Raw genomic sequence first — 25357 nt, forward strand, 5'->3', positions numbered from 1 at the left:
TGTTCTTACATCGAGTCCATCAAAACCCCTTGGGTGTTGTATGGTTAAGCCTCACGGGCAATTAGTACAGGTTAGCTCAACGCCTCACAACGCTTACACACCCTGCCTATCAACGTTCTAGTCTCGAACAACCCTTTAGGATACTTAAAGTATCAGGGAAGACTCATCTCAGGGCTCGCTTCCCGCTTAGATGCTTTCAGCGGTTATCGATTCCGAACTTAGCTACCGGGCAATGCGTCTGGCGACACAACCCGAACACCAGAGGTTCGTCCACTCCGGTCCTCTCGTACTAGGAGCAGCCCCCTTCAATCTTCCAACGCCCACGGCAGATAGGGACCGAACTGTCTCACGACGTTCTAAACCCAGCTCGCGTACCACTTTAAATGGCGAACAGCCATACCCTTGGGACCGACTTCAGCCCCAGGATGTGATGAGCCGACATCGAGGTGCCAAACACCGCCGTCGATATGAACTCTTGGGCGGTATCAGCCTGTTATCCCCGGAGTACCTTTTATCCGTTGAGCGATGGCCCTTCCATTCAGAACCACCGGATCACTATGACCTGCTTTCGCACCTGCTCGAACCGTCATTCTCGCAGTCAAGCGGGCTTATGCCATTGCACTAACCTCACGATGTCCAACCGTGATTAGCCCACCTTCGTGCTCCTCCGTTACGCTTTGGGAGGAGACCGCCCCAGTCAAACTACCCACCAGGCACTGTCCGCAACCCCGATTAGGGGTCAACGTTAGAACATCAACACTACAAGGGTGGTATTTCAAGGACGGCTCCACACAATCTAGCGACTGTGCTTCAAAGCCTCCCACCTATCCTACACATGTAGGGTCAATGTTCAGTGCCAAGCTGTAGTAAAGGTTCACGGGGTCTTTCCGTCTAGCCGCGGGTACACTGCATCTTCACAGCGATTTCAATTTCACTGAGTCTCGGGTGGAGACAGCGTGGCCATCATTACGCCATTCGTGCAGGTCGGAACTTACCCGACAAGGAATTTCGCTACCTTAGGACCGTTATAGTTACGGCCGCCGTTTACCGGGGCTTCGATCAAGAGCTTCGACCGAAGTCTAACCCCATCAATTAACCTTCCGGCACCGGGCAGGCGTCACACCGTATACGTCATCTTACGATTTTGCACAGTGCTGTGTTTTTAATAAACAGTTGCAGCCACCTGGTATCTGCGACTCTCAATAGCTCCATCCGCGAGGGACTTCACCGTCGAGAGCGTACCTTCTCCCGAAGTTACGGTACCATTTTGCCTAGTTCCTTCACCCGAGTTCTCTCAAGCGCCTTGGTATTCTCTACCCGACCACCTGTGTCGGTTTGGGGTACGATTCCTTACAATCTGAAGCTTAGAGGCTTTTCCTGGAAGCATGGCATCAATGACTTCACTACCGTAGTAGCTCGACGTCGTGTCTCAGCCTTAAAAAGAGCCGGATTTACCTAACTCTTAAGCCTACGCACTTGAACCTGGACAACCGTCGCCAGGCCCACCTAGCCTTCTCCGTCCCCCCATCGCAATTGTAAGAAGTACGGGAATATTAACCCGTTTCCCATCGACTACGCCTTTCGGCCTCGCCTTAGGGGTCGACTTACCCTGCCCCGATTAACGTTGGACAGGAACCCTTGGTCTTCCGGCGAGGAGGTTTTTCACCCCCTTTATCGTTACTCATGTCAGCATTCGCACTTCTGATACGTCCAGCATGCGTTACCACACACCTTCAACCGCTTACAGAACGCTCCCCTACCCAATGCACTAAAGTGCATTGCCGCAGCTTCGGTTTACTACTTAGCCCCGTTACATCTTCCGCGCAGGCCGACTCGACCAGTGAGCTATTACGCTTTCTTTAAATGATGGCTGCTTCTAAGCCAACATCCTGGCTGTCTGAGCCTTCCCACATCGTTTCCCACTTAGTAGTAATTTGGGACCTTAGCTGGCGGTCTGGGTTGTTTCCCTCTCCACGACGGACGTTAGCACCCGCCGTGTGTCTCCCGGATAGTACTTACTGGTATTCGGAGTTTGCAAAGGGTTGGTAAGTCGGGATGACCCCCTAGCCTTAACAGTGCTCTACCCCCAGTAGTATTCGTCCGAGGCGCTACCTAAATAGCTTTCGGGGAGAACCAGCTATCTCCAGGTTTGATTGGCCTTTCACCCCTAGCCACAAGTCATCCGCTAATTTTTCAACATTAGTCGGTTCGGTCCTCCAGTTGATGTTACTCAACCTTCAACCTGCCCATGGCTAGATCACCTGGTTTCGGGTCTATATCCAGAGACTGAACGCCCAGTTAAGACTCGGTTTCCCTACGGCTCCCCTAGATGGTTAACCTTGCCACTGAATATAAGTCGCTGACCCATTATACAAAAGGTACGCAGTCACACCACGAAGGTGCTCCTACTGCTTGTACGTACACGGTTTCAGGTTCTATTTCACTCCCCTCACAGGGGTTCTTTTCGCCTTTCCCTCACGGTACTGGTTCACTATCGGTCAGTCAGTAGTATTTAGCCTTGGAGGATGGTCCCCCCATATTCAGACAGGATATCACGTGTCCCGCCCTACTCGATTTCACTTTAAATGCGTTGCCGGTTACGGGGCTATCACCCTGTATCGCACAACTTTCCAGAAGTTTCACCTGACGCATAAAAAGCTTAAGGGCTAGTCCAATTTCGCTCGCCGCTACTTTCGGAATCTCGGTTGATTTCTTTTCCTCGGGGTACTTAGATGTTTCAGTTCCCCCGGTTCGCCTCGCTGCGCTATGTATTCACGCAGCGATACTACTTATGTAGTGGGTTTCCCCATTCGGAAATCCCAGACTCAAATGGTTTTTACTACCTAATCTGGGCTTATCGCAAGTTAATACGTCCTTCATCGCCTCTGACTGCCAAGGCATCCACCGTGTACGCTTAGTCACTTAACCATACAACCCGAAGGAGTTTCGAGTTGATGAACAAGTCACCAAAGTTGTCTGCAATTTTTATACATGATGCAGACTCGATTTTGCCGGACTCAAATTCCAAGAACACTTGAATGTGTTGTATTGGTGTTTGTCATAAAGACAAACATTGAGAACTTTACAAACAAACTTAAAAGTTTGTTTTGTCAGCTTTCCAAATTGTTAAAGAGCTAATCACTTCTAATGAAGTAACCATTTTTAAAAGCACTCATCGAATGCGCTTAAAGATGGTGGAGCTAAGCAGGATCGAACTGCTGACCTCCTGCGTGCAAGGCAGGCGCTCTCCCAGCTGAGCTATAGCCCCATCAAGGTGTCGATACTGTATACCAATTCCTTGGGAAGGGAATTGGTGGGTCTGAGTGGACTCGAACCACCGACCTCTCGCTTATCAGGCGAACGCTCTAACCACCTGAGCTACAGACCCAGTATCGTCTCTTTTACTTTATAAACCGTATCAATCTGTGTGGACACTCATCGTGACTCATTTGTCTTCACTTTTTAAAAGTGAAAGCAAACTATCCGTATCGTATAAGGAGGTGATCCAGCGCCAGGTTCCCCTAGCGCTACCTTGTTACGACTTCACCCCAGTCATGAACCACAAAGTGGTAAGCGTCCTCCCGAAGGTTAAACTACCTACTTCTTTTGCAGCCCACTCCCATGGTGTGACGGGCGGTGTGTACAAGGCCCGGGAACGTATTCACCGTGGCATTCTGATCCACGATTACTAGCGATTCCGACTTCACGGAGTCGAGTTGCAGACTCCGATCCGGACTACGACGCACTTTTTGGGATTCGCTCACTCTCGCAAGTTGGCTGCCCTCTGTATGCGCCATTGTAGCACGTGTGTAGCCCTACTCGTAAGGGCCATGATGACTTGACGTCGTCCCCACCTTCCTCCGGTTTATCACCGGCAGTCTCCCTGGAGTTCCCACCCGAAGTGCTGGCAAACAAGGATAAGGGTTGCGCTCGTTGCGGGACTTAACCCAACATTTCACAACACGAGCTGACGACAGCCATGCAGCACCTGTCTCAGAGTTCCCGAAGGCACCAATCCATCTCTGGAAAGTTCTCTGGATGTCAAGAGTAGGTAAGGTTCTTCGCGTTGCATCGAATTAAACCACATGCTCCACCGCTTGTGCGGGCCCCCGTCAATTCATTTGAGTTTTAATCTTGCGACCGTACTCCCCAGGCGGTCTACTTAACGCGTTAGCTCCGAAAGCCACGGCTCAAGGCCACAACCTCCAAGTAGACATCGTTTACGGCGTGGACTACCAGGGTATCTAATCCTGTTTGCTCCCCACGCTTTCGCATCTGAGTGTCAGTATCTGTCCAGGGGGCCGCCTTCGCCACCGGTATTCCTTCAGATCTCTACGCATTTCACCGCTACACCTGAAATTCTACCCCCCTCTACAGTACTCTAGTCTGCCAGTTTCAAATGCTATTCCGAGGTTGAGCCCCGGGCTTTCACATCTGACTTAACAAACCACCTGCATGCGCTTTACGCCCAGTAATTCCGATTAACGCTCGCACCCTCCGTATTACCGCGGCTGCTGGCACGGAGTTAGCCGGTGCTTCTTCTGTCGCTAACGTCAAATAATGCAGCTATTAACTACACTACCTTCCTCACGACTGAAAGTGCTTTACAACCCGAAGGCCTTCTTCACACACGCGGCATGGCTGCATCAGGCTTGCGCCCATTGTGCAATATTCCCCACTGCTGCCTCCCGTAGGAGTCTGGACCGTGTCTCAGTTCCAGTGTGGCTGATCATCCTCTCAGACCAGCTAGGGATCGTCGCCTTGGTGAGCCATTACCTCACCAACTAGCTAATCCCACCTAGGCATATCCTGACGCGAGAGGCCCGAAGGTCCCCCTCTTTGACCCGTAGGTATTATGCGGTATTAGCCATCGTTTCCAATGGTTATCCCCCACACCAGGGCAATTTCCTAGGCATTACTCACCCGTCCGCCGCTCGACGCCGTTATCGTTCCCCGAAGGTTCAGATAACTCGTTTCCGCTCGACTTGCATGTGTTAGGCCTGCCGCCAGCGTTCAATCTGAGCCATGATCAAACTCTTCAATTTAAAGTTTTTGATTCCCTAAATAAATAGGGAGAGGCTCAATGAATACTGACTTCAAAACTACTAATGTAATTTTAAAGCTATTATCGTTCCAACAGAACGATAATGAATTGACTGTGCCAAGTCCGAAGACTTGATTGGTCACTTCGTTTCATTGAAACCTAATTTGAAACCGCTCTTTATTAAGAGAAATTTCTAATTGGATTATCATCAACGAGTGCCCACACAGATTGATAGGTCTATATTGTTAAAGAGCTTGCTTATCGAGAAGTTTTTCTCTCAAAGCGGAGGTGCATTCTAGCGAGATAATTGAGAGTGTCAAACACTTTTTTCAACTAATTTTTCGTAGAAGCTTTTCACCTATCCGACCCTGCTGAAGCCTTGTGGCGCCTGCCGTGTCGATGGATGCGCATTATAGGGAGAAGATTTTCTTTGGCAATACTAAAAATGCATTTTTTCTAAAAAAACATGCCAAATGGATACTTTCCATCCAACCTTAAAATTACCCAGAAATAACACTCAGGATTTCTACAATTTACCCACAAAAAGCTGTGGATAACTACTCATCACTATCGAAGAAATAAGAAATGCGTGAACGTGGATTAAGGTATTCTTTGATTTTCTCCGGCAATTTAGACGGATGAATCGCATTAACTATCTTTATGTCCTTTGATGCAAGGTCAATGATTGGCGCTTGAGTTCTTGGAACTGCTGGGTCATAGACCAGTACATTTGGAAATAGTAAGTGGGACGCATTAACAGAGATAACCAATCCCACCATATTATTGGAGAGCTGAACCACTGTTCCCGGTGGGAACACCCCCATAAACTTAATAAGGATGTTGAGGTTCTCTTCTTTATATAAGTGTTTGCAATTCTTATAGAGGTGGGAAAGCGCCGTATATGGAATTTTTTGTTCAGTAGCAATCGAGGTGTGACATAAATTATCAAAAGCATTCGCAACGATAATCACTTGAGCGAGTTCATCAATCTCATCTCCCTTCAAACCTTCAGGATAGCCAGAGCCATCACGCAATTCATGATGTTGCGCTATCACTGTTTTTGCACTGTCAGGAAAGTCTTCAATTTGATTAGCCATATCCAAGCCATACTTAGTATGTAGCTTTAGATAATTGCTTTCTGGTTCAGTGAGTGGAACTTGCTTCCTTAATATAGCGGTTGGAATTTTGATTTTGCCCATATCATGGAACAAAGCAGCAAAAGAAAGCGCTTTAAGTTGCTCCGCTGAATACCCCTTCGCACGTCCAATCATCATCGCGATTACCGCAACATTAAGGGAGTGGAAGTAGATATCTTCAAACTCGTTTTTACCGTTCATTAAGTGCAGTGTCACATTGTCATCACACATTAACTTATCAACGATGTCATCGATCAGTTGTTGTGCCTCCCCTACTGCATCGACAGGGCGGTTGCGAATTTTGGTCATCACTGAACGCATTCTCGCAAGTGAACGCTCAAACTCTTTTTCACATTGAATGACACGGCGTCGATACGCGCTTAACTTTTCTATGCGTTTTTGCTTTTCTTTCCAAAGCTTTTGCGCTTCAAGATCTAATGTATTGTCTTGCGTTACTTCGACCTGAGGTTGATTTGCAGGTAAAGGAGACGCATCGCTTTGCTCGGGATTGAAATAAACGAACTTCACACCAAGATGACGAATCATCTCAACTTGTTCTTGGTCTTTGATTTTGAAGCTATTGAGTAGGAATGGGTGATCATTCCACTTTAGCGGAAGACGGATATGTAACCCGGGCTGAATACGATCCACTGTAAGTTTAATTGCTGCCACTTTTCCACTACTGATTCGGTTTTCCTGATAAGCCTATAATAGTAGTCAATTTTGTAAATGAATTCATCAATAAGGAGGATGTATCAAGCACCTCTGTGCATGTCGTCAACAAAGTTGCACTAACCAGGTCGATAAGAAAGGGAAACTAAGTAATTATTCGGTCGGCTTTGCGCAGCTTTAATTGCGCTTCAAATTCGGGTTGAGTCATCAATGGTTGCTCTTTTATTAAGCCTATCAACGTTTGCACCGCTACTCTGGCCATATCACTGATCGGGAAATGTACCGCTGACACAGTTGGGTACAAACTTTCACACAAATCCACACTGTCGAAGCTCACCAATGAGATTTGCTTCGGTACGGAGATACGATGCTCATGAAGAAACTGCATGGCACCCACGGTCATTTCTTCACTGCATGAGAACACTGCGGTCAAATCGGGATGCCTTCTATAAAGAGCAGCCATTGCATCGTACCCACTTTGACGACCGTAGTTTCCTTCTTCACACCAACTCTCATCGATGTCTATACCCGCCGTTTTCACTGCATCAATATAACCTCGCTTTCTCAACAAACTGTTTTGGCGTTGAGAGGGACCAGCGATGCAAACTATTTTTTGATGGCCACCAGCGATTAAATGCTCAACAGCAATTCGGCTCGCGTGATGATGGTTAAAGGTCACACAGCGTTCTTCAATGCCCTCGACATACCGATCGAGCAGTACAAATGGTGTTGGTAGTTTGGCAAGTTCTCTCAAATCATCATCAGAAAGATAACGACTATGGAGCACATAACCATCACAGCGCAAATCATTAAAACGCTGAATTGCCTCTCGCTCCCCTTCCGCTGAATGATGTCCTTGTGCCGTGATGAGGAACTTCTTGTGCATATCCAACTCAGTCTGCACTTGTTCCATCATTTCACCAAAGAACCCACCCGTGTAGTACGTCACCAAAAGGCCAACCATATTACTAGAAGAGGTCGCGAGTGAACGCGCGATTGCACTAGGGCGATAGTTGAGCTCTGCCATCGCAGCTTCGACTTTCTTTCTCGTTTCTTCTCGGAACTTCCCTTCTCCATTAATGATACGAGAAACCGTTGAGCGATTTACTCCTGCGAGTTCGGCTACATCTTTAATCCTTGCCATAATGCTGCTTAATCCAACTTCCTGTTTTGTTAATCATGACTTAGCGAAAAGTGGCTGCCAGCAAATCGTAAGGTGTATAGGGGGCGATGCTGACAGCCTTAATCATACACTGGCGACTCCACTTGAAGAAACGAGAGCAGAGTAATCCGTGATTGCCATACCATGCTGAGCAAGTTCTTGTTTAAAAACGGGAGAAGTCAGGACTTGAAGTTCCACCTCTCTTTGTTGGGCGTAGCTACTTTTCGACAATAGAGATTGGTCCGCTTCCGCCGGGTGACACATCACTTCAACTACGTCATATTGAGCTTTCAAACTCAATAAATGCTTCATAATGCCTTCCAAACTAACCCCTTGATCATAGAACTCAGCAGTAAAGTAATACTTCACACTGTTCTCTATGTGGCACAAACCGCTACCACGCAAAGGTACTTTGTATTTCTGAGCAACCTTTCGAATCACCGGAAGCAGCTGTGGATGTGTATGCGCATGGTGGTGACTATCTAAATGACTTAGTGGTAGACCCAATTTAAGAAATGCTTCCACCTGGGCCACCGCTTCTTGATAGACCACCTCTTCTTCGAAATCTTGTATCTTCCATAGCTCATCGTAACTAACAAACTGAGTTTGACCACGAGTAAGATTTGGATGTCCCGTTAAAGGAATACCGGTAGTAAAACGAAGGTGCACACCAACGTTCAAATTTGGGTTCTGCTTTGCTAATTCAATCGCGTGCCGCTCTGCATCCATTCCCACCATCATTGTTGTTGACTGAACCACACCCTGTTGATGGGCTTTGATAATTCCCTTGTTCACACCCGGAGTTAAACCGAAATCATCTGCGTTAAAGATCACTTTCATTGGTGCGGTTCCTTACTTTACAAAGTCGTCAATTTGAATTGAGGCAGATACGCGGCGTTTACTTCTAAAATCTCATCCAAAATGGACTTAGCCCGTCCGATATCAGGAACAAGTGGATTATTGGTTAACGCCATTAACGCTTTTTCGTAGCTTCCTTCCACTGCTGCTTCAATAGCGAGTTGTTCATAAGCTTTGACCTGATGAAGTAGTCCTTTGATATTGCTAGACAGCTCACCAACTGCCAGCGGCTTCGCTCCCCAACTGCCGATCACTGCACTGCATTCAATCACCGCACTATCCGGTAAGCCATTGATAGCACCATTGTTTAGCACGTTCACTACATGAATACTGTTACGATTGTTGTAAATTGCATCCACGAGATTCAACGACGCGTCAGAATAGTAAGCGCCTCCTCGCTCTTCCAATTCCTTTGGCTTGTGGTCTAAATTAGGATCTTGGTAAAGCTTAAATAATGCGCTTTCTGTTTCCATCACCTGCTCAGCACGTGTCCCTTGCTCTCCTGCACTCTGCTTTTCTTCCGCTAGCATCGCATCTGTTTGATAGAAATAACGATGATACGGACAAGGTATGGCTCCAAGCGCTTTAAGAAACGCAGGATCCCACGGCTCTTCCCATATATTTTTCATGCTGAAGTTGGCACCATCCCCAACTTTTTCCAGAACGGTTTGCGTAACGTCTTCTCCTTTCAACCAAGCCTTGAGCACCCAAACAAGATGGTTTAAACCAGCAAACTCAAGCTGAAGCTCTTTTGGCTCGCAATCCATCATTTCGGCAATCATCATTTCCATAGATACAGGAACGTTGCACAAACCTATACTTTTTACGTTGGAGTATTTACTGACCGCTTCTGATACTAAACCTGCAGGGTTAGTAAAGTTCAACATCCACGCGTGTGGAGAAAGTTCTTCAATGTCCTTACAGATATCGAGAATGACAGGAATAGTGCGCAGCGCTTTTGCAAAACCTCCGGGCCCCGTGGTTTCCTGACCGATAACGTCATACTTGATTGGAATTCGCTCATCATTCGCTCGTGCCGTTAGTCCGCCAACGCGAAATTGAGTCATTACAAAATCTGCATCTTTTATCGCTTCACGACGATCAAAGCCGGCTTTGATTTCAATATCAGCTCCTGCTTTATCAATCATCCGTTGTGCCAAGCCTTTGATGATCTCTAATTTCTCCGCACCTGATTCAATATCGACAAAGTGCATCTGTTTTACAGGCAAGAACTCCAAACGCTTAATTACCCCCTCAACAAGCTCTGGGGTATAACTGCTTCCACCACCTATAATGGCGAGTTTGATTGCATTTCTTGGCATCGTACCGTCCTTATCTCGCTGCTAACTGCTTGTTCAACGCAACGATTTCCACTGCCATTTCTTGCGCTAAGATAGTTGTCATTAAGTGGTCTTGTGCGTGTACCATAACAAGAGTCATTGGCACTTTGCCCTCCCCTTGATCTTCTTCAATCAATTGGGTTTGAATCAGATGCGCTTTGTTAATGCACTCTTTTGCTTGAGAAAGCTTTTCCTCTGCGGCGGTAAAATCTTTCTCTCTCGATAGACGCAACGCTTCGTAGCTCAAACTCCTGGCTTCACCTGCATTACAGATAATTTCCATTACGACTAGTTCTTGTTCCATTTCTTCTCTCCGGAAATGAAGGCTGCCAAGCGACAGCCAAATCATGATTAAGCTGTCACGCCCTCGCCTGATGGCTGTTCAGCGTCTTTACTTTCTTTGCTCGTAGGTAACTCTTGTTCCATAACCTGCTTTTCAAACATCTTGAAGAACGGCAGATAAATGAAGAGGTCAAGAATCAGAAGCCCAATCACCAACAGCACAGGTGAGAATGTCCAACCGCTCCCCCATGAGGCACCAATTAACGCCGGAGTCGTCCATGGCGTGGTCGCAACCCCCATACCAACAAAGCCGAGTTGTACTGCAAAGTAAGCAATGGTTGCGTTGACGATTGGTGCAAACACAAATGGAATGAATAGAATTGGGTTCATTACGACTGGGCTACCAAAAATCACCGGTTCATTAATTTGGAAAAAACCAGGTACCGCACTCATGCGACCAATACTCTTTAGGTGAGCAGAGCGGCTAAATGACATCAACATAACAAGGGCAAGCGTTGCGCCCGAACCACCAATAAAGATGTAGAAATCCCAGAATGGTTGAGTGAATACGTTTGGAATTGGTTGACCCGCGACAAACGCATCAATGTTGGCACTGATGTTGGTTAGGAAGATTGGAGACAATAAACCAACCACAATTGCGGCACCATGAATACCAGCAAACCAAAGTAGCTGACACACAAGCAATGCACCGATAATTGCTGGTAAGGTGTTGGAAGCACTGATCAATGGCTTAAACATCGCCATCACTGCATCAGGGATCAACATGTCATATTGGGTTTGAACAAAGATACTTAATGGGTACAGTGTTAGAAATACAGCCAGTACCGGAAGAAGAACTTCGAAAGAGCGAGCAATCGCAGGTGGTACTTGTTCTGGCATGCGGATAGTAATGTTGTGTTTTTTCATGAAGCGGTATAGCTCAACAGCAAAGAAGGCGCACATTACCGCTGTAAAGATCCCGGTCCCCCCCATATGTTTCATAGCAAGCGCTCCGTCTTTTGCAGGTGCAGCTACCAGCAAAAAACACATCAAAGACAATACGGCGCTGGTGATACCGTCCATCTTGTACGCTTTCGCCAAACTATAGGCGACGCCAAGCGAGACAAATATGGTCATGATGCCCATCGACATATTGAAGGGCATCATAATGGTATCGAAATGCGTGGTCGCAAAATCCAACCAAATTCGTCCTAGTGCAAACGTCGTGTCTTCAGCAAATGGTGGGAAAGCAAAAATTAAGATAAAACTACCAACAATAATAAACGGCATTGCCACAATAAATCCGTCTCTCATTGCTCTGACATGAGGCTGATTACCTACTTTCGCTGCAATTGGGGCTATATGTTTTTCGACTATTCCTATAATCGCATCATAGAGCTTCATAGAATCCATCCTTATTTTCAGACAAAAGAATCCCACACCAAATATTGATATTTAGTGGCAACTCTTATTTCTATTTAAAATTATTGAATTAGTTAATAAGTTCTAAAGCTTGCTGGAGTACTTCTTCTCCTTTCATCATCCCGTAGGCTTGTGGAGAGATTGCATCAATATTCTTACCATGTTCCTGTGCTGTTTTGCGCAACTCCTCTAACTGAAATCGCACTTGCGGACCTAACAGACAGACATCGTACTCTTTAATTGCCTCATCAAACGCATTAACTGACAGTGCATCAATCTTACACTCAAGCCCTTGCTTTTCAGCAGCTTGCTCCATTTTCTTCACTAGCATACTGGTCGACATTCCAGCACTGCAGCATAAGAGGATCTTTTTCATAGCCTTGCTCCCATTGTGTAAATTTCGAACTACAAAAACTGTAGCAAAAATAACCAACACAAAAAAGCGCAACCGGTTGCATTGAGTATGAACAAGATCTCACTTTCAATATAAAACAAAGGAGTAATTACATAAAAATAGGAATTAGACAGGAAAAGACAAAGCTAAGTATATATTTACAATTTTCATATTTATTCAATTAAAACATTAAATTAAAAACAAGAAATTTATTATCAACCTCGCCATTTAGATGCATAAAAACCATGATAATAATCATTTGAATTTCATGTCATTAACTATTTAATCCTCTTAGTAACCTAAAACATCACAACCGTCATTGACAGATTTCTCGACACAGCTCTTATACATTGCCATCAACTAAATAAACCATTGAGACTGCTGACGTGAGCACATTAATTGAGCAATTATTTCAAGAATTAGTTACAGACCTAGGCATCGACACACTCCAGCCCAACGAAGACGGGCATTGTACTTTGATGGTTGATGAAACTCTTTTACTAGACATCGAGTTGGACCCTAAACGTGAACGGCTGATCCTGACATCGCTAGTAGGACCATTAAGTTCCCAACAAGGCATAAAACAATTATCAAGCTTAATGCAGTTCAATAAAGCCTTATATAAAGAACTCAATATGTCTCTAAGCCTTGAAACTCACACAGCGAGTATCGTTTTGACATACAGCGTGGATGCTGGTCTTTGTACTGTGTTTGACCTAGAAAGCGCACTGTCGTGTTTCATCAGTCAAACAGAGAAATGCCGTCATTTGCTAGAGAGTACCCAAGAGGACTCGCCCCCTAAAAATAGCATGCTCAATACTGCTATCTGCGTTTAATTTTCCTCAAGAATTTATAGAGATACCGATATGGCTATACAACTACAACAGTTTCTTAGTGTTGCTAAAAATAACACTGTGGTTGCCAATCAAAACAATCAAGGAGAGGTCACTTTAAAAAGTGGTCGTTTTGAAGGCAAAACGCTTTCTCCTTTTGCAAAGCACACTCAAACTCAATCCAATCTTAACCTTCAAACCATGGGGCTCTTTCTCAACTCATTACAGAAAGAGTACGGAAGTGATATCACCTCACATCTAGCTTCTAAGTTAGATATTACCTCCGGTAGTAAGCCGTTAAGCGGAAAAGTCATCCAGACCATTGTTGGTGAGGCGAATGCCATCAGCAAGGCCATGACCGCTTTCAATGCCCAAGCCGTTCATGATTTTATTGCCTCTCCAAATGGCGCTCAAAAATTACTTGCTAACAACGACCACGAGCAATGGTTGGCTCCAAATAATGCAGCAGGAAAACAATTTGAAGGCTTACTTCACGAGGCATGCGACAAACAACACCATCAATTGACTCAACGAGAAATTGCCGAGATCGCCCAAACCGTTGTTGATGACATACATCGTCTTCCACAAGGTATTCAAGAAGACTTCAACCAAGTAGCGGATGCATTCAATCAGAAAGATCATTATCAAGTACTTCACAACCTCGATAATTGTGCGCAAAAGATCATGCTACGCGCGCAATTTGACTTAGCTGATGTCGATAAGCAAAAGCTTGGCGCTGACGACAAGAGTGGTTACCAGCAACGTATCGTGTCTGAATTAACGCAAGGCTTATCTCAGACTCAAGCCAGCGAATTACTCAACTCTATTCTTAATCATCCAACCAGCAAAGAACTGGTCCAATTGCTCAACTCTCCAGGATTCAAAATGCAAGTAATGGATGACCTAGAGCAAGCCGATATTCCACATGAAGAGCAGTTGTTAACACTGACTAAACTGTGTCGAACTGAAACACTGCTTGATGCACTAATTACAGAGTTAGATAAACGCGCACATGGTAGTGACAAAGCATCGCAACGTTTAAATGATTGGGTTAGTTACTATGGACAGGGTATTGGTGCTGGTGAGATTTCAGCATCAGATCCTGAGTTTGCTTCTGCTTTTTTGACGATGCAAGCCAATGACAACCACTTAAATCTTGACGATTGTGGGCTTACTCAAGAGCCTGTTGCTGCGCAAACCAAACAATATGTCACGCTGACTAACCCCACAGTCGTCACCAATGCACTCAAAGAAATAGCCGCAAAAGTGGATGAAAAACGCAGTGAGCAGTTTGAGAAAGACTTTGATCGTGCAACTTATCTAGTTGATGGTGCACAAATCAGTCGCAATGAAGATTCAACATTAGATGACATCAGTAAAATGCCGACAGGCGTAAGCTACTTTGCTAACCAAGAGTTGTTTGCAAGCGTCCTTATCTCTTTGATGAATGAACAAGGCATCACGCCAATAGGCGACCCAACATCCACGTTCAATTTGTACAATAAAGAAGATGGCACAATGGAACTTCATGCCCAATTGGACATGCAACTTAAAATGATGATTGGTTTAGACGAAGAGCCATTAGATCCGGATAAAAGCTCGCTGCATCTTGAGGTCAATCTAACGATAGCAGCGCACAATAGCCAAATTGATGCCAAGTTAAATGGACCAATTAACGTCGACTATCGAGTCGCTCCTCTTTAATCCCGCGTAATAAGATTCCAACAAATAACCAAGCCTCGATAGTGTCGAGGCTTTTTGTTAGCCTGAAATGCGTCAGTTTTTAGGGACATAATCCCGCTAACTACCACCTTGATCATCATGCTGGATTTGAATTCACAAAACCCAGATACAACAAAGCCCCGACGTTTGTCGAGGCTTTGTCTTGGAATATGGCACCGGTGGGCGGAGTTGATTGGACAGGCACGCCTACCGCCACGCTGGATTTGAATTCACAAACCTCAGATACAACAAAGCCCCGACTTTCGTCGAGGCTCTGTCTTGGAATATGGCACCGGTGGGCGGAGTTGATTGGACAGGCACGCCTGCCGCCACGCTGGATTTGAATTCACAAACCTCAGATACAACAAAGCCCCGACTTTCGTCGAGGCTCTGTCTTAAAATATGGTACCGGTGGGCGGAGTTGATTGGACAGGCACTCCTGCCGCCACGCTGGATTTGAATTCACAAACCTCAGATACAACAAAGCCCCGACTTTCGTCGAGGCCCTGTCTTGGAATATGGTACCGGTGGGCGGAGTTGATTGGACAGGCACGCCTGCCGCCACGCTGGATTTGAATTCACAAACCTCAGATACAACAAAGCCCCGACTTTCGTCGAGGCTCTGTCTTGGAATATGGTACCGGTGGGCGGACTTGAACCGCCACGCCCGAAGGCAACGGATTTTGAATCCGTCGTGTATACCAATTTCACCACACCGGCATCTCTGGGCTATTGCCCTTTGATGGTTGGCATTATACGTAAGCTTTTGACCTGCGCAAGCAGAAAAACCTTAAATAACTATCGTTTGCTGATAATTTCGCCACAAAGTGTGACAAAGAAGAGCTCATCTTAGCTCAGTCTGCCATTTTGCTTTGTTGCAATACCACCATTCAGTCCTATAAACGGTTAACGGTAATATCCGAAACGTAACCATTACCGATATTAGATAGCGCACCATGAATCATCCGCGCTGCATCACCTGCGCTCATAAAACTACTAGTGTCTAAAGACTTACCACTCGTCTCCCAAAACTCAGTCGCCATACCTCCAGGATACACTGCGATAATTTTCATTGGTTTGCCTTTTAATTCCATACGAACGGATTCAACCAAACCTTTGACAGCCCACTTCACCGCACAGTAGGTCGATTCTTGTGCCTTAGGCTGTTGTGCCGCTGTCGACATCACCATCACAACATTTATCGGCTGATCTTGATAACGCTTTACCAACTCTCTTAAGACATGGATTGCTGAAGTGAGATTGTTTTCAATCAGCTTTTGAATCTCTTGTGGGTCTTGCTCGGCTAACAAACCAAAATAACCACTTCCCGCACAATGAATCAGAGTTGAAGGCACTTGAGGCAACTCATCAAATAACTTCTCGACTTGAGATGCGTCGATAAGATCGCAACTTCTTACCTGAGCTTTACTCGAGAGGTGTTGGGCAAGCGTATTTAACTTCTTTTCGCTGCGACCAGTTAACAGTGTTTCTTCGCCTTGAGCATCATACAACTTAGCTAACTGCGCACCTAAGCCACTGCTCGCGCCTGTAATTACGATCATCTTGTACCTCTATCACGTCATTCGTAATCTTGTGTTCTAAGCAAAGTAACCCATGTTTGATGCTTTCACAGATTGCATGATAGGAAGTTTGAACTCGGTTACTTTGTTGGATAGTTGATTAGCGATAGAGTCGTATTCAAACTTGTGATTTGCCCACAATTGAAGACTCTGTGCGTCAGCTCTCTTTTCACAAGCTAATGGAATCTATATTCTGACGCACAATTTTAAAGGTAAGTGATGGAATTATGACGACTTCTACAACTCTTCCACCAGCGGGCTTTTTCCGTCGACTCGCAGCATTGTTTTACGACACGCTGATCATCCTAGCGATTGAGATGATGGCAGCAGGCGTAGTAATGGCGATTGTTTTTGCGCTTAATGCGGCAGGCTTGCTGAGCTATGGGGAATATGTGGATGCAGCAGATATGCTAGGAAAGCATCCAGTTCTAAGCCCATTGTTCACGCTGTATCTGGCTGTGGTGTGGATCTACTTCTTTGTATTCTTCTGGACCCGCGCAGGACAAACACTGGGCATGCGAGCTTGGAAAATGCAAATTCGTAACAGTAAGGATGGTGCGCCAATTACGGTTACTCAGGCTTTAATTCGTTTAGGTACGTCGGGCTTTGGTTTGGCTAACTTGACTGTACCAATCGACCCACAAAAACGTGGCTTCCACGACATTTGGGCAAAAACTGAAGTCGTTGTCTTGCCGAAAGCAAAATAGCGAAACCGCGCAAGCAGAATAGAAAAAGGAAGGCACAGTGCCTTCCTTTTTTATGTTTATCGCTTTTTGAAAGCCTACAGTTTTCTTCTTAGCAAGGATACCGCAATTGCTAGGAACACCAAACTAGGGGCCAAGGCACCGAACACTGGCGGAATGCCATATACCAAGGTCAGAGGTCCAAAGAACTCACTGGATATGTAGAAGGTAAAACCTGCAACTACCCCTGAGAGCACCCTTGCACCCATGGTGACACTACGCAATGGACCGAAAACAAACGACAACGCCATCAGCATCATTACTGCGATAGAGAGTGGTTGAGATAGCTTGCGCCAAAATGCGAGTTCATAACGCGAAGCATCTTGTTCCGAGGCTTTCAAATAGGTCACATAGTCATATAAGCCACTTAAAGAAAGCTCTTCTGGTTTCACCGTTACCACCGCCAACTTATCTGGTGCTAATGAGGTGTGCCATTCCATCTGCTCTAAATCGCGCTTGGTAATGACGTTTTCATTTTCCATATCGGTGATTTGCACATAACGCATCAACCAATTGTTATCTTGTTGGTAGTCGACTTCTTCTGCGAAGATAACTTTGTCTAAGTTCTTATCTTCATCGAAACGCCACATGTTCAAGCCGTAGAGTTTGTCATCCTCCACTTTACCGATAAAGATAAAGTCGTTGGCATCGCGAGCCCACACCCCAGCCCGCACCGACACAATACTACCGCCAGATAGAGCAAATGCACGTAGGTCACGCGCCATCTTTTGCGCCTCTGGTGCGCCCCATTGACCGAGCGTCATAACGATAAGCATTAAAGGTACTGCGGTTTTAAGTACTGATAAGCCGATATCCAACTTAGAGAAACCCGCGGCTTGCATAACCACAAGTTCAGAACTTGAAGCAAGCATGCCCAAACCAATCAAGGCTCCCAGCAGCGCCGCCATTGGGAAGAACATTTCGATATCGCGAGGAATACTCAGCAAAACAAAGTAAAGCGCATGCATTAGGTCGTAAGCACCACGACCAACTTTACGCAACTGTTCTACGTACTTGATGATGCCCGACAAGCCGACGAAAGTCGCCAGAACCAAGGCTGTGGTAGAGATGATCGTTCTACCGATGTAAAGGTCTAAGAGTTTGAACACAGCTTACGCGAGCCTCTTCTTGCGGAATTTGTCTTTAATTCGTCGAGCTGGAACACTGTCCATCATGTTAGCCAAGATAGCGACAATCAATAACATGGCATTAATTGGCCACATACCAATAGCAGCAGGAATAGCACCATCTTCTAGCGCGGATTTCGTTGCACTAATCGCAAGGAAGTACGCCAAGTAAATCAAGATAGCCGGTCCCATTTTAGCAAAGCGTCCCTGGCGCGGGTTCACTGCCGACAAAGGAATAACCAGCATCGTTAATAGTGGAATACACACGAACAACGAGATACGCCATTGCAGCTCAGCCTGCGCTTCAGGATCTGGGTGACCAATCAAGTCTGCCGTTGGGTACGCTTCCCAATCGCGACCTTTTTGCTTCACTTCACGCTGACCAATCAAACCTTCGTACTGATCGAACTTAGTAACCATGTATTCAACACGAGTTGGCACACCTTCATAGCGCGTACCTTCATGCATAGTGATGATCTGACGCCCATCCGAAAGTTCTTTTACTTCACCAGAAGAGGAAAACATCACGCTTGGTAAGATGGAATCACGCGGACGCATCTGTGCTACAAACACATTACTTAACGTGCTGTCTTTGATGTCATCAATAAAGACAACCGAAGAACCATCTGGCGTGCCTTGGAACTGACCTTTCTTCAATAAGTCGACACTGTTTTCTGCCGCGACTTGCTCATAAAGTTGCTCAACACGGTCTTGTGACCAAGGCGATAGCCATAATGCATTGAACGCTGCCACACCCGATGTGATGATCGCCAAGTACAACGCAGCTTGTACCAGGAACTTATTCCCGATACCCGTCGCGTTCATCACCACGATTTCACTTTCCGCATATAAACGACCAAATGTGATCAATATGCCGATGTACAAACTTAATGGCAGCATTAATAGCCCCATTGCTGGCATGTTTAAACCAACAACTGAGAAAATTAACCCAGCAGGAATATCCCCGTCCGAAGCATCAGCAAGAACACTGATAAACTTCTGGCTCACAAACACCAAAAAAAGCACGAAGAAAATCGCAAATTGGCTCTTGAGTGTTTCGCGGATCAAATATCTAACAATAATCACGCTGAAATTACCTATACAAAACTTGTTTTTTTGGTCGAATCACTATAGTTTCCCGTTGAACCATTTATTTTTTTAAAAATTATAAACTAGATGTTAGCGCTTAAATCAGCTCTGTTGGTAAGACCTGAGCTTAAATTCAACAAGTAAGCGATCATTATCTAACATTTAGAGCAATTTGTCTTCAGGATGTAGGAGTACGCATGGAGTTCAGTGTTAAAAGTGGCAGTCCAGAGAAACAACGTAGCGCATGTATCGTTGTTGGTGTGTTTGAACCACGTCGCCTTTCTCCAGTAGCCGAGCAACTTGATAAAATCAGTGACGGTTACATCAGTTCACTACTTCGCCGTGGTGATCTAGAGGGTAAACCTGGTCAGATGCTGCTACTGCATCAAGTACCAGGTGTTTTGTCAGAGCGCGTTCTACTCGTAGGTTGTGGTAAAGAACGTGAGCTAGGCGAGCGCCAGTACAAGGAAATCATTCAAAAGACGATCAGCACACTTAACGAAACAGGTTCTATGGAAGCAGTATGTTTCCTAACTGAACTACACGTTAAGGGTCGTGATACTTACTGGAAAGTTCGCCAGGCAGTAGAAGCGACTAAAGATGGTCTTTACACATTCGATCAGTTCAAGAGCGTTAAGCCAGAAACTCGTCGTCCACTGCGTAAGCTAGTATTCAACGTACCAACGCGTCGTGAACTAAACCTAGGTGAGAAAGCAATCACTCACGGTCTAGCTATCGCATCTGGTGTGAAAGCATCAAAAGATCTTGGCAACATGCCACCAAACATCGCAAACCCAGCGTACCTCGCTTCTCAAGCACGTCGCCTTGCTGACGATTACGAAACTGTAACCACCAAGATCATTGGTGAGCAAGAGATGGAAAAACTGGGCATGACATCTTACCTAGCAGTAGGTCGTGGTTCGAAGAACGAATCAATGATGTCGATTATCGAATACAAAGGTAACCCAGAATCAGAAGCAAAACCTATCGTACTAGTCGGCAAAGGTCTGACGTTCGATTCAGGCGGTATCTCTCTAAAACCTGGTGAAGGTATGGATGAGATGAAGTACGACATGTGTGGTGCTGCGTCTGTATTCGGTACAATGAAAGCGCTAGCGAAGCTAAACCTACCAATCAACGTTATTGGTGTTCTAGCAGGCTGTGAAAACATGCCAGGCAGCAACGCTTACCGTCCAGGTGATATCCTAACAACCATGTCAGGTCAAACCGTAGAAGTTCTAAACACGGATGCAGAAGGTCGTCTTGTTCTTTGTGACGCACTGACTTACGTAGAGCGTTTCGAACCAGACTGTGTAGTAGACGTTGCAACGCTAACTGGTGCTTGTGTTATCGCACTAGGTCACCATATTAGCGGCGTAATCTCTAACCACAACCCACTTTCTCATGAGCTAGTAAACGCTTCTGAGCAAGCAAGTGACCGTGCATGGCGTCTACCAATGGCAGACGAGTACCACGAGCAATTGAAGAGCCCGTTTGCTGATATGGCAAACATCGGTGGTCGTCCTGCTGGTACTATCACTGCGGGTTGCTTCCTGTCTAAGTTTGCTAAAAAGTACAACTGGGCACACGTCGATATCGCAGGTACTGCGTGGAAATCAGGCGCAGCGAAAGGCTCAACGGGCCGTCCTGTCTCAATGCTTGTCCAATTCCTTTTGAACCGCAGCGGCCAAGAGACAGAAGAGTAATTTCTGAACAACATCTAAAAGGGCCGCAAGGCCCTTTTTTATTACCTCGATTTTCTTGATTGAAAATCGGATTTAAGATGGTCTTAGGAAGAGACCAACGGCAAGCGAGAGAATGATGCAAACTGCAACCTTCTACATCATTAACGAAGAGAGCCCGCAAGCAACGGTGGCTGGCTTTGAAGAATACATCGTGTTTTTGGCTCAGCACTTTGCTCGCCAAGGCGCAAAAGTGTATCTGAATTGCCAAGACAAACCGCACGCCGAGCAGCTCGCCGAAGCCTTTTGGCAAATTGATGCAGACAAGTTCATGGCACATAATCTTGTAGGCGAAGGACCGAAATACGCCACCAATATTGAAATCGGCCATGAAGGAGTAAAACCTAATTGGAACCGTCAGCTGGTAATTAATTTGGCGGAAAATGAGACAACCTTTGCGAACAAGTTTGCTCAAGTGGTAGACTTCGTGCCTTGCGAAGAAAAAGCTAAACAGCTCGCAAGAGAAAGGTATAAAATTTACCGTCAGGCAGGTTATCAACTGCAAACGATCGAAATTCAATATCCTTAACGGTCAATCCTTATAGTTAAGCTCTCCACTCAGAGAGTTCACTTATAAAGATTGACTTAGATTCAACCATCAACGTATCCATTAAAAGAGCGCTATGGAAAAGACATACAACCCAACTTCAATCGAACAAGCTCTATATCAGACTTGGGAAGAGAAAGGCTACTTTAAGCCACACGGTGACACTACTAAAGAATCATACAGCATCATGATCCCGCCACCGAACGTCACTGGTAGCCTACACATGGGCCACGCGTTCCAAGATACGATCATGGATACGCTTATCCGTTGTGAGCGCATGAAGGGTAAAAACACTCTTTGGCAAGTAGGTACGGACCACGCAGGTATCGCAACTCAGATGGTTGTTGAGCGTAAGATCGCTGCAGAAGAAGGCAAAACAAAACACGATTACGGTCGTGAAGCTTTCATCGACAAAATCTGGGAATGGAAAGGCGAATCTGGCGGCACTATCACTAAGCAGCTTCGTCGTCTTGGCGCATCTGTAGACTGGGATCGTGAGCGCTTTACGATGGACGATGGTCTATCTAACGCCGTTCAAGAAGTGTTCGTACGTCTATACGAAGACGACCTAATCTACCGCGGTAAGCGTCTAGTTAACTGGGATCCAAAGCTACACACAGCGATTTCAGATCTAGAAGTAGAGAACAAAGACACTAAAGGCAACATGTGGCACTTCCGCTACCCACTAGCAGATGGCGTTAAAACAGCGGATGGCAAAGACTACATCGTTGTTGCAACGACTCGTCCAGAGACCATGCTAGGCGATACTGGTGTTGCAGTTAACCCGGAAGATCCACGTTACAAAGATCTTATCGGTAAAGAAATCATCCTTCCTATCGTTGATCGTCGCATCCCAATCGTGGGCGATGAGCACGCAGATATGGAAAAAGGTACTGGCTGTGTGAAAATCACACCTGCGCACGACTTCAACGACTACGAAGTTGGTAAGCGCCACCAGCTACCAATGATCAACATTCTGACTTTCGACGCGAACATCCGTGACGCTTCTGAAGTCTTCAACACCAACGGCGAAGCAAGCGACGCTTACAGCACTGAACTACCAGCTAAGTACCACGGTATGGAGCGTTTTGCCGCTCGTAAAGCTATCGTTGCTGAATTCGACGAGCTAGGTCTACTTGAAGAAGTGAAAGATCACGATCTACAAGTTCCTTACGGCGACCGTGGTGGCGTGGTTATCGAACCAATGCTAACTGACCAATGGTACGTACGCACTGCACCTCTAGCAAAAACAGCAGTTGAAGCAGTAGAAAACGGCGACATCCAATTCGTTCCTAAGCAATACGAAAACATGTACTTCTCTTGGATGCGTGACGTTCAAGACTGGTGTATCTCTCGTCAGCTATGGTGGGGTCACCGCATCCCAGCTTGGTACGACAACCAAAGTAATGTTTACGTAGGTCGTGACGAAGAAGAAGTTCGTAAGAACAACAACCTAGAGTCAGTTATTGAACTGCACCAAGACGAAGACGTACTGGATACATGGTTCTCTTCTGCACTATGGACGTTCGGTACTCAAGGTTGGCCAGAGCAAACTGACGATCTGAAAGTATTCCACCCTTCAGACGTACTAGTAACTGGTTTCGACATTATCTTCTTCTGGGTTGCGCGCATGATCATGATGACCATGCACTTCGTGAAAGACGAAAACGGCAAACCACAAGTACCATTTAAGACAGTTTACGTTACTGGTCTAATCCGTGACGAAAACGGCGACAAGATGTCTAAGTCGAAAGGTAACGTACTTGACCCAATCGACATGATCGATGGTATCGACCTAGAGTCTCTAGTAGAGAAGCGTTGTGGCAACATGATGCAGCCTCAGCTAGCGAAGAAGATCGAGAAGAACACTCGTAAAACGTTTGAAAACGGTATCGAAGCATACGGTACAGACGCACTACGTTTCACTCTTGCTGCAATGGCATCAACAGGTCGCGATATCAACTGGGATATGAAGCGTCTTGAGGGTTACCGTAACTTCTGTAACAAACTATGGAACGCAAGCCGTTACGTAATGATGAACACAGAAGAGCAAGATTGTGGCTTCAACGGTGGTGAGATTGAATACTCACTAGCGGACAAATGGATCGAGTCTCAGTTTGAACTTGCAGCGAAAGCGTTCAATAACCATATCGACAACTTCCGTCTAGATATGGCGTCTAACACGCTTTACGAATTCATCTGGAACCAATTCTGTGACTGGTACCTAGAGCTAACTAAACCAGTTCTATGGAAAGGTACTGAAGCGCAACAGCGTGGTACTCGCCGCACACTAATCACGGTTCTTGAGAAGACTCTACGTCTAGCTCACCCAGTGATCCCTTACATCACTGAAACTATCTGGCAAAGCATCAAGCCACTAGTTGAAGATGTAGAAGGTGAGACAATCATGCTTCAAGCACTGCCTCAATTCGACGAAGCAAACTTCAACCAAGAAGCGCTAGACGATATTGAATGGGTGAAAGCGTTCATTACCAGCATCCGTAACCTACGTGCTGAATACGACATCAACCCTGGTAAGCCGCTTGACGTTATGCTGAAAGCTGCAAACGCAGAAGACGCAGCGCGTCTAGAAGCAAACAAACAAGTACTGATGTCTCTAGCGAAACTAGAATCTGTACGCGTGCTTGCTGCTGACGAAGAAACGCCAGCGTGTGCAACAGCATTGGTTGCTAAGTCTGAGCTGATGATCCCAATGGCGGGTCTGATCGACAAAGACGCTGAGCTTGCTCGTCTAGATGGCGAAATTAAGAAGACTCACGGCGAAATCAAGCGTATCGAAGGTAAGCTAGGTAACGAAGGCTTCGTAGCGAAAGCACCTGAAGCAGTTGTTGCTAAAGAGCGTGAGAAGCTTGAAGGCTACAAAGAGACACTAGCTAAGCTAGAAGAGCAGAAGACAACGATCGCTGCACTTTAATCGCTAAAAGCTAGAATAAAAGAATCAAAGGGTTGGTGTGAAAGCATCAACCCTTTTTGCATTTTATAGCTCGGAAAGCTTTCAAAGATATTCGCTCTTCTCTCCTACTTCCCCTCCTATTTAATAGTTTTTACCTATCAAACTAATCTTAGCTGCCCATTAGATTTAATGATAATAATTCTCAATAATAGACCTATCGAAACAACACAACGATTGAGTAATTATCATGAAAAAGACACTAACCTTTGCAGCACTCCATTTTACTATCGCGTTTAGTGTCGCTTACGTGCTTACTGGCGACATTCTAATTGGTAGTTTAATTGCCATGATTGAGCCTTCAGTGAACACCGTCGCTTTCTACTTTCATGAAAAGGCATGGGCAAAAGTCCCAGCGCTTAAAGCTCGTCAGTGGATGACCAAATTAAAAACCGCAAGCTTTGCCACTATCCACTTCAGTGTTGCCTTTAGTGTGGTTTACTTGCTAACAGGTGATGCGTTTGTCGGCGGTATCATGGCGATGCTAGAGCCAAGCTTGAACACAGTGGCTTACTATTTCCACGAGAAAGTATGGATGCGTAAATCAGATAGCCAAGCCCCACAATTTTGCCTACACCAACACGCTTAAACATGGAGGCTCAATACGCCCCCGAACAAGCAAAATGACATTTGCCATTGACAAAGTTGCGCACCGCAATTAATTTAATTGCGGTGCGCAACTTTATTTTCAGA

17 protein-coding genes, 3 tRNA genes and 2 rRNA genes are annotated in these 25357 nt (G+C 45.7%); 7 read left to right on the plus strand and 15 right to left on the minus strand.

Annotated elements, in window-relative coordinates:
* Positions 1-40 precede the first annotated feature (40 nt).
* The 11 genes from J4N44_RS14545 to J4N44_RS14595 form a co-directional block, all read right to left on the minus strand.
* A 23S ribosomal RNA gene (locus tag J4N44_RS14545) occupies positions 41-2928 on the minus strand.
* Between the two features lie 264 nt (positions 2929-3192).
* Positions 3193-3268: transfer RNA gene (locus tag J4N44_RS14550), tRNA-Ala, on the minus strand.
* A gap of 43 nt (positions 3269-3311) precedes the next feature.
* Positions 3312-3388 (minus strand) — tRNA-Ile (locus J4N44_RS14555).
* Positions 3389-3493: 105 nt separating this feature from the next.
* A 16S ribosomal RNA gene (locus J4N44_RS14560) occupies positions 3494-5045 on the minus strand.
* The 16S and 23S rRNA genes sit together here with 2 tRNA genes alongside, the layout of an rRNA operon.
* A 556-nt stretch (positions 5046-5601) precedes the next feature.
* Positions 5602-6852, minus strand: a complete 1251-nt coding sequence (locus J4N44_RS14565) for a cyclic di-GMP phosphodiesterase (RefSeq protein ID WP_252044589.1) — start codon at positions 6850-6852, stop codon at positions 5602-5604.
* Between the two features lie 145 nt (positions 6853-6997).
* Complete coding sequence (locus J4N44_RS14570; protein ID WP_009698790.1) at positions 6998-7996, minus strand: LacI family DNA-binding transcriptional regulator; 999 nt, start codon at positions 7994-7996, stop codon at positions 6998-7000.
* Positions 7997-8098: 102 nt separating this feature from the next.
* Positions 8099-8854, minus strand: a complete 756-nt coding sequence (chbG, locus tag J4N44_RS14575; protein WP_017187877.1) for a chitin disaccharide deacetylase — start codon at positions 8852-8854, stop codon at positions 8099-8101.
* Between the two features lie 17 nt (positions 8855-8871).
* Complete coding sequence (locus tag J4N44_RS14580; protein WP_017187878.1) at positions 8872-10194, minus strand: 6-phospho-beta-glucosidase; 1323 nt, start codon at positions 10192-10194, stop codon at positions 8872-8874.
* 10 nt (positions 10195-10204) lie between these two features.
* Positions 10205-10516, minus strand: a complete 312-nt coding sequence (locus J4N44_RS14585) for a PTS lactose/cellobiose transporter subunit IIA (protein ID WP_005448800.1) — start codon at positions 10514-10516, stop codon at positions 10205-10207.
* A 47-nt stretch (positions 10517-10563) separates the two neighbouring features.
* The gene (locus J4N44_RS14590; protein ID WP_029790579.1) at positions 10564-11898 is read right to left on the minus strand and encodes a PTS sugar transporter subunit IIC; all 1335 of its coding nucleotides are present in this window, start codon (positions 11896-11898) and stop codon (positions 10564-10566) included.
* Between the two features lie 88 nt (positions 11899-11986).
* A complete protein-coding gene (locus J4N44_RS14595; RefSeq protein WP_005448803.1) occupies positions 11987-12292 on the minus strand; it encodes a PTS sugar transporter subunit IIB in 306 nt (101 codons plus the stop codon).
* A 404-nt stretch (positions 12293-12696) separates the two neighbouring features.
* On the opposite strand from J4N44_RS14595, the gene J4N44_RS14600 reads away from it, so the two are divergent.
* Positions 12697-13146 carry a type III secretion system chaperone gene (locus tag J4N44_RS14600; protein ID WP_005448805.1) on the plus strand — a complete coding sequence of 150 codons (450 nt, stop codon included), beginning with the start codon at positions 12697-12699 and terminating at the stop codon, positions 13144-13146.
* Positions 13147-13176: 30 nt separating this feature from the next.
* On the plus strand, positions 13177-14847 hold the full coding sequence (locus J4N44_RS14605) for a hypothetical protein (RefSeq protein ID WP_252044590.1): 1671 nt from the start codon (positions 13177-13179) through the stop codon (positions 14845-14847).
* 653 nt (positions 14848-15500) lie between these two features.
* Here J4N44_RS14605 and J4N44_RS14610 read toward each other — a convergent pair.
* Both J4N44_RS14610 and J4N44_RS14615 read right to left on the minus strand, forming a co-directional pair.
* A tRNA-Leu gene (locus J4N44_RS14610) sits at positions 15501-15585 on the minus strand.
* A 176-nt stretch (positions 15586-15761) separates the two neighbouring features.
* Complete coding sequence (locus J4N44_RS14615) at positions 15762-16427, minus strand: SDR family NAD(P)-dependent oxidoreductase (RefSeq protein ID WP_252044591.1); 666 nt, start codon at positions 16425-16427, stop codon at positions 15762-15764.
* Positions 16428-16672: 245 nt separating this feature from the next.
* On the opposite strand from J4N44_RS14615, the gene J4N44_RS14620 reads away from it, so the two are divergent.
* A complete protein-coding gene (locus J4N44_RS14620) occupies positions 16673-17152 on the plus strand; it encodes an RDD family protein (protein WP_005448808.1) in 480 nt (159 codons plus the stop codon).
* Between the two features lie 74 nt (positions 17153-17226).
* Here J4N44_RS14620 and lptG read toward each other — a convergent pair whose 3' ends face one another.
* Positions 17227-18297: an LPS export ABC transporter permease LptG gene (lptG, locus tag J4N44_RS14625; protein ID WP_005441983.1), complete on the minus strand. Its 1071-nt coding sequence runs from the start codon at positions 18295-18297 to the stop codon at positions 17227-17229.
* Positions 18298-18300: 3 nt separating this feature from the next.
* A complete protein-coding gene (gene lptF, locus J4N44_RS14630; protein WP_005448809.1) occupies positions 18301-19401 on the minus strand; it encodes an LPS export ABC transporter permease LptF in 1101 nt (366 codons plus the stop codon).
* A gap of 200 nt (positions 19402-19601) precedes the next feature.
* Here lptF and pepA point away from each other — a divergent pair, with 200 nt between their 5' ends.
* From pepA to J4N44_RS14650, 4 genes are all read left to right on the plus strand, one after another.
* Positions 19602-21110, plus strand: a complete 1509-nt coding sequence (pepA, locus tag J4N44_RS14635) for a leucyl aminopeptidase (protein ID WP_005432840.1) — start codon at positions 19602-19604, stop codon at positions 21108-21110.
* Positions 21111-21225: 115 nt separating this feature from the next.
* Positions 21226-21675 (plus strand): DNA polymerase III subunit chi, encoded by a 450-nt coding sequence (locus tag J4N44_RS14640; RefSeq protein ID WP_005432852.1) that lies wholly within the window; start codon positions 21226-21228, stop codon positions 21673-21675.
* Positions 21676-21769: 94 nt separating this feature from the next.
* Entirely contained in the window at positions 21770-24628 is a 2859-nt protein-coding gene (locus J4N44_RS14645; protein WP_252044592.1) for a valine--tRNA ligase, read from the plus strand.
* A 226-nt stretch (positions 24629-24854) separates the two neighbouring features.
* Entirely contained in the window at positions 24855-25253 is a 399-nt protein-coding gene (locus J4N44_RS14650; protein ID WP_005441986.1) for a DUF2061 domain-containing protein, read from the plus strand.
* Positions 25254-25357 lie beyond the last annotated feature (104 nt).

Origin of the sequence: Vibrio sp. SCSIO 43155 (genome assembly GCF_023716605.1) — a bacterium.
Taxonomy (GTDB): Bacteria; Pseudomonadota; Gammaproteobacteria; order Enterobacterales; family Vibrionaceae; genus Vibrio; species Vibrio harveyi.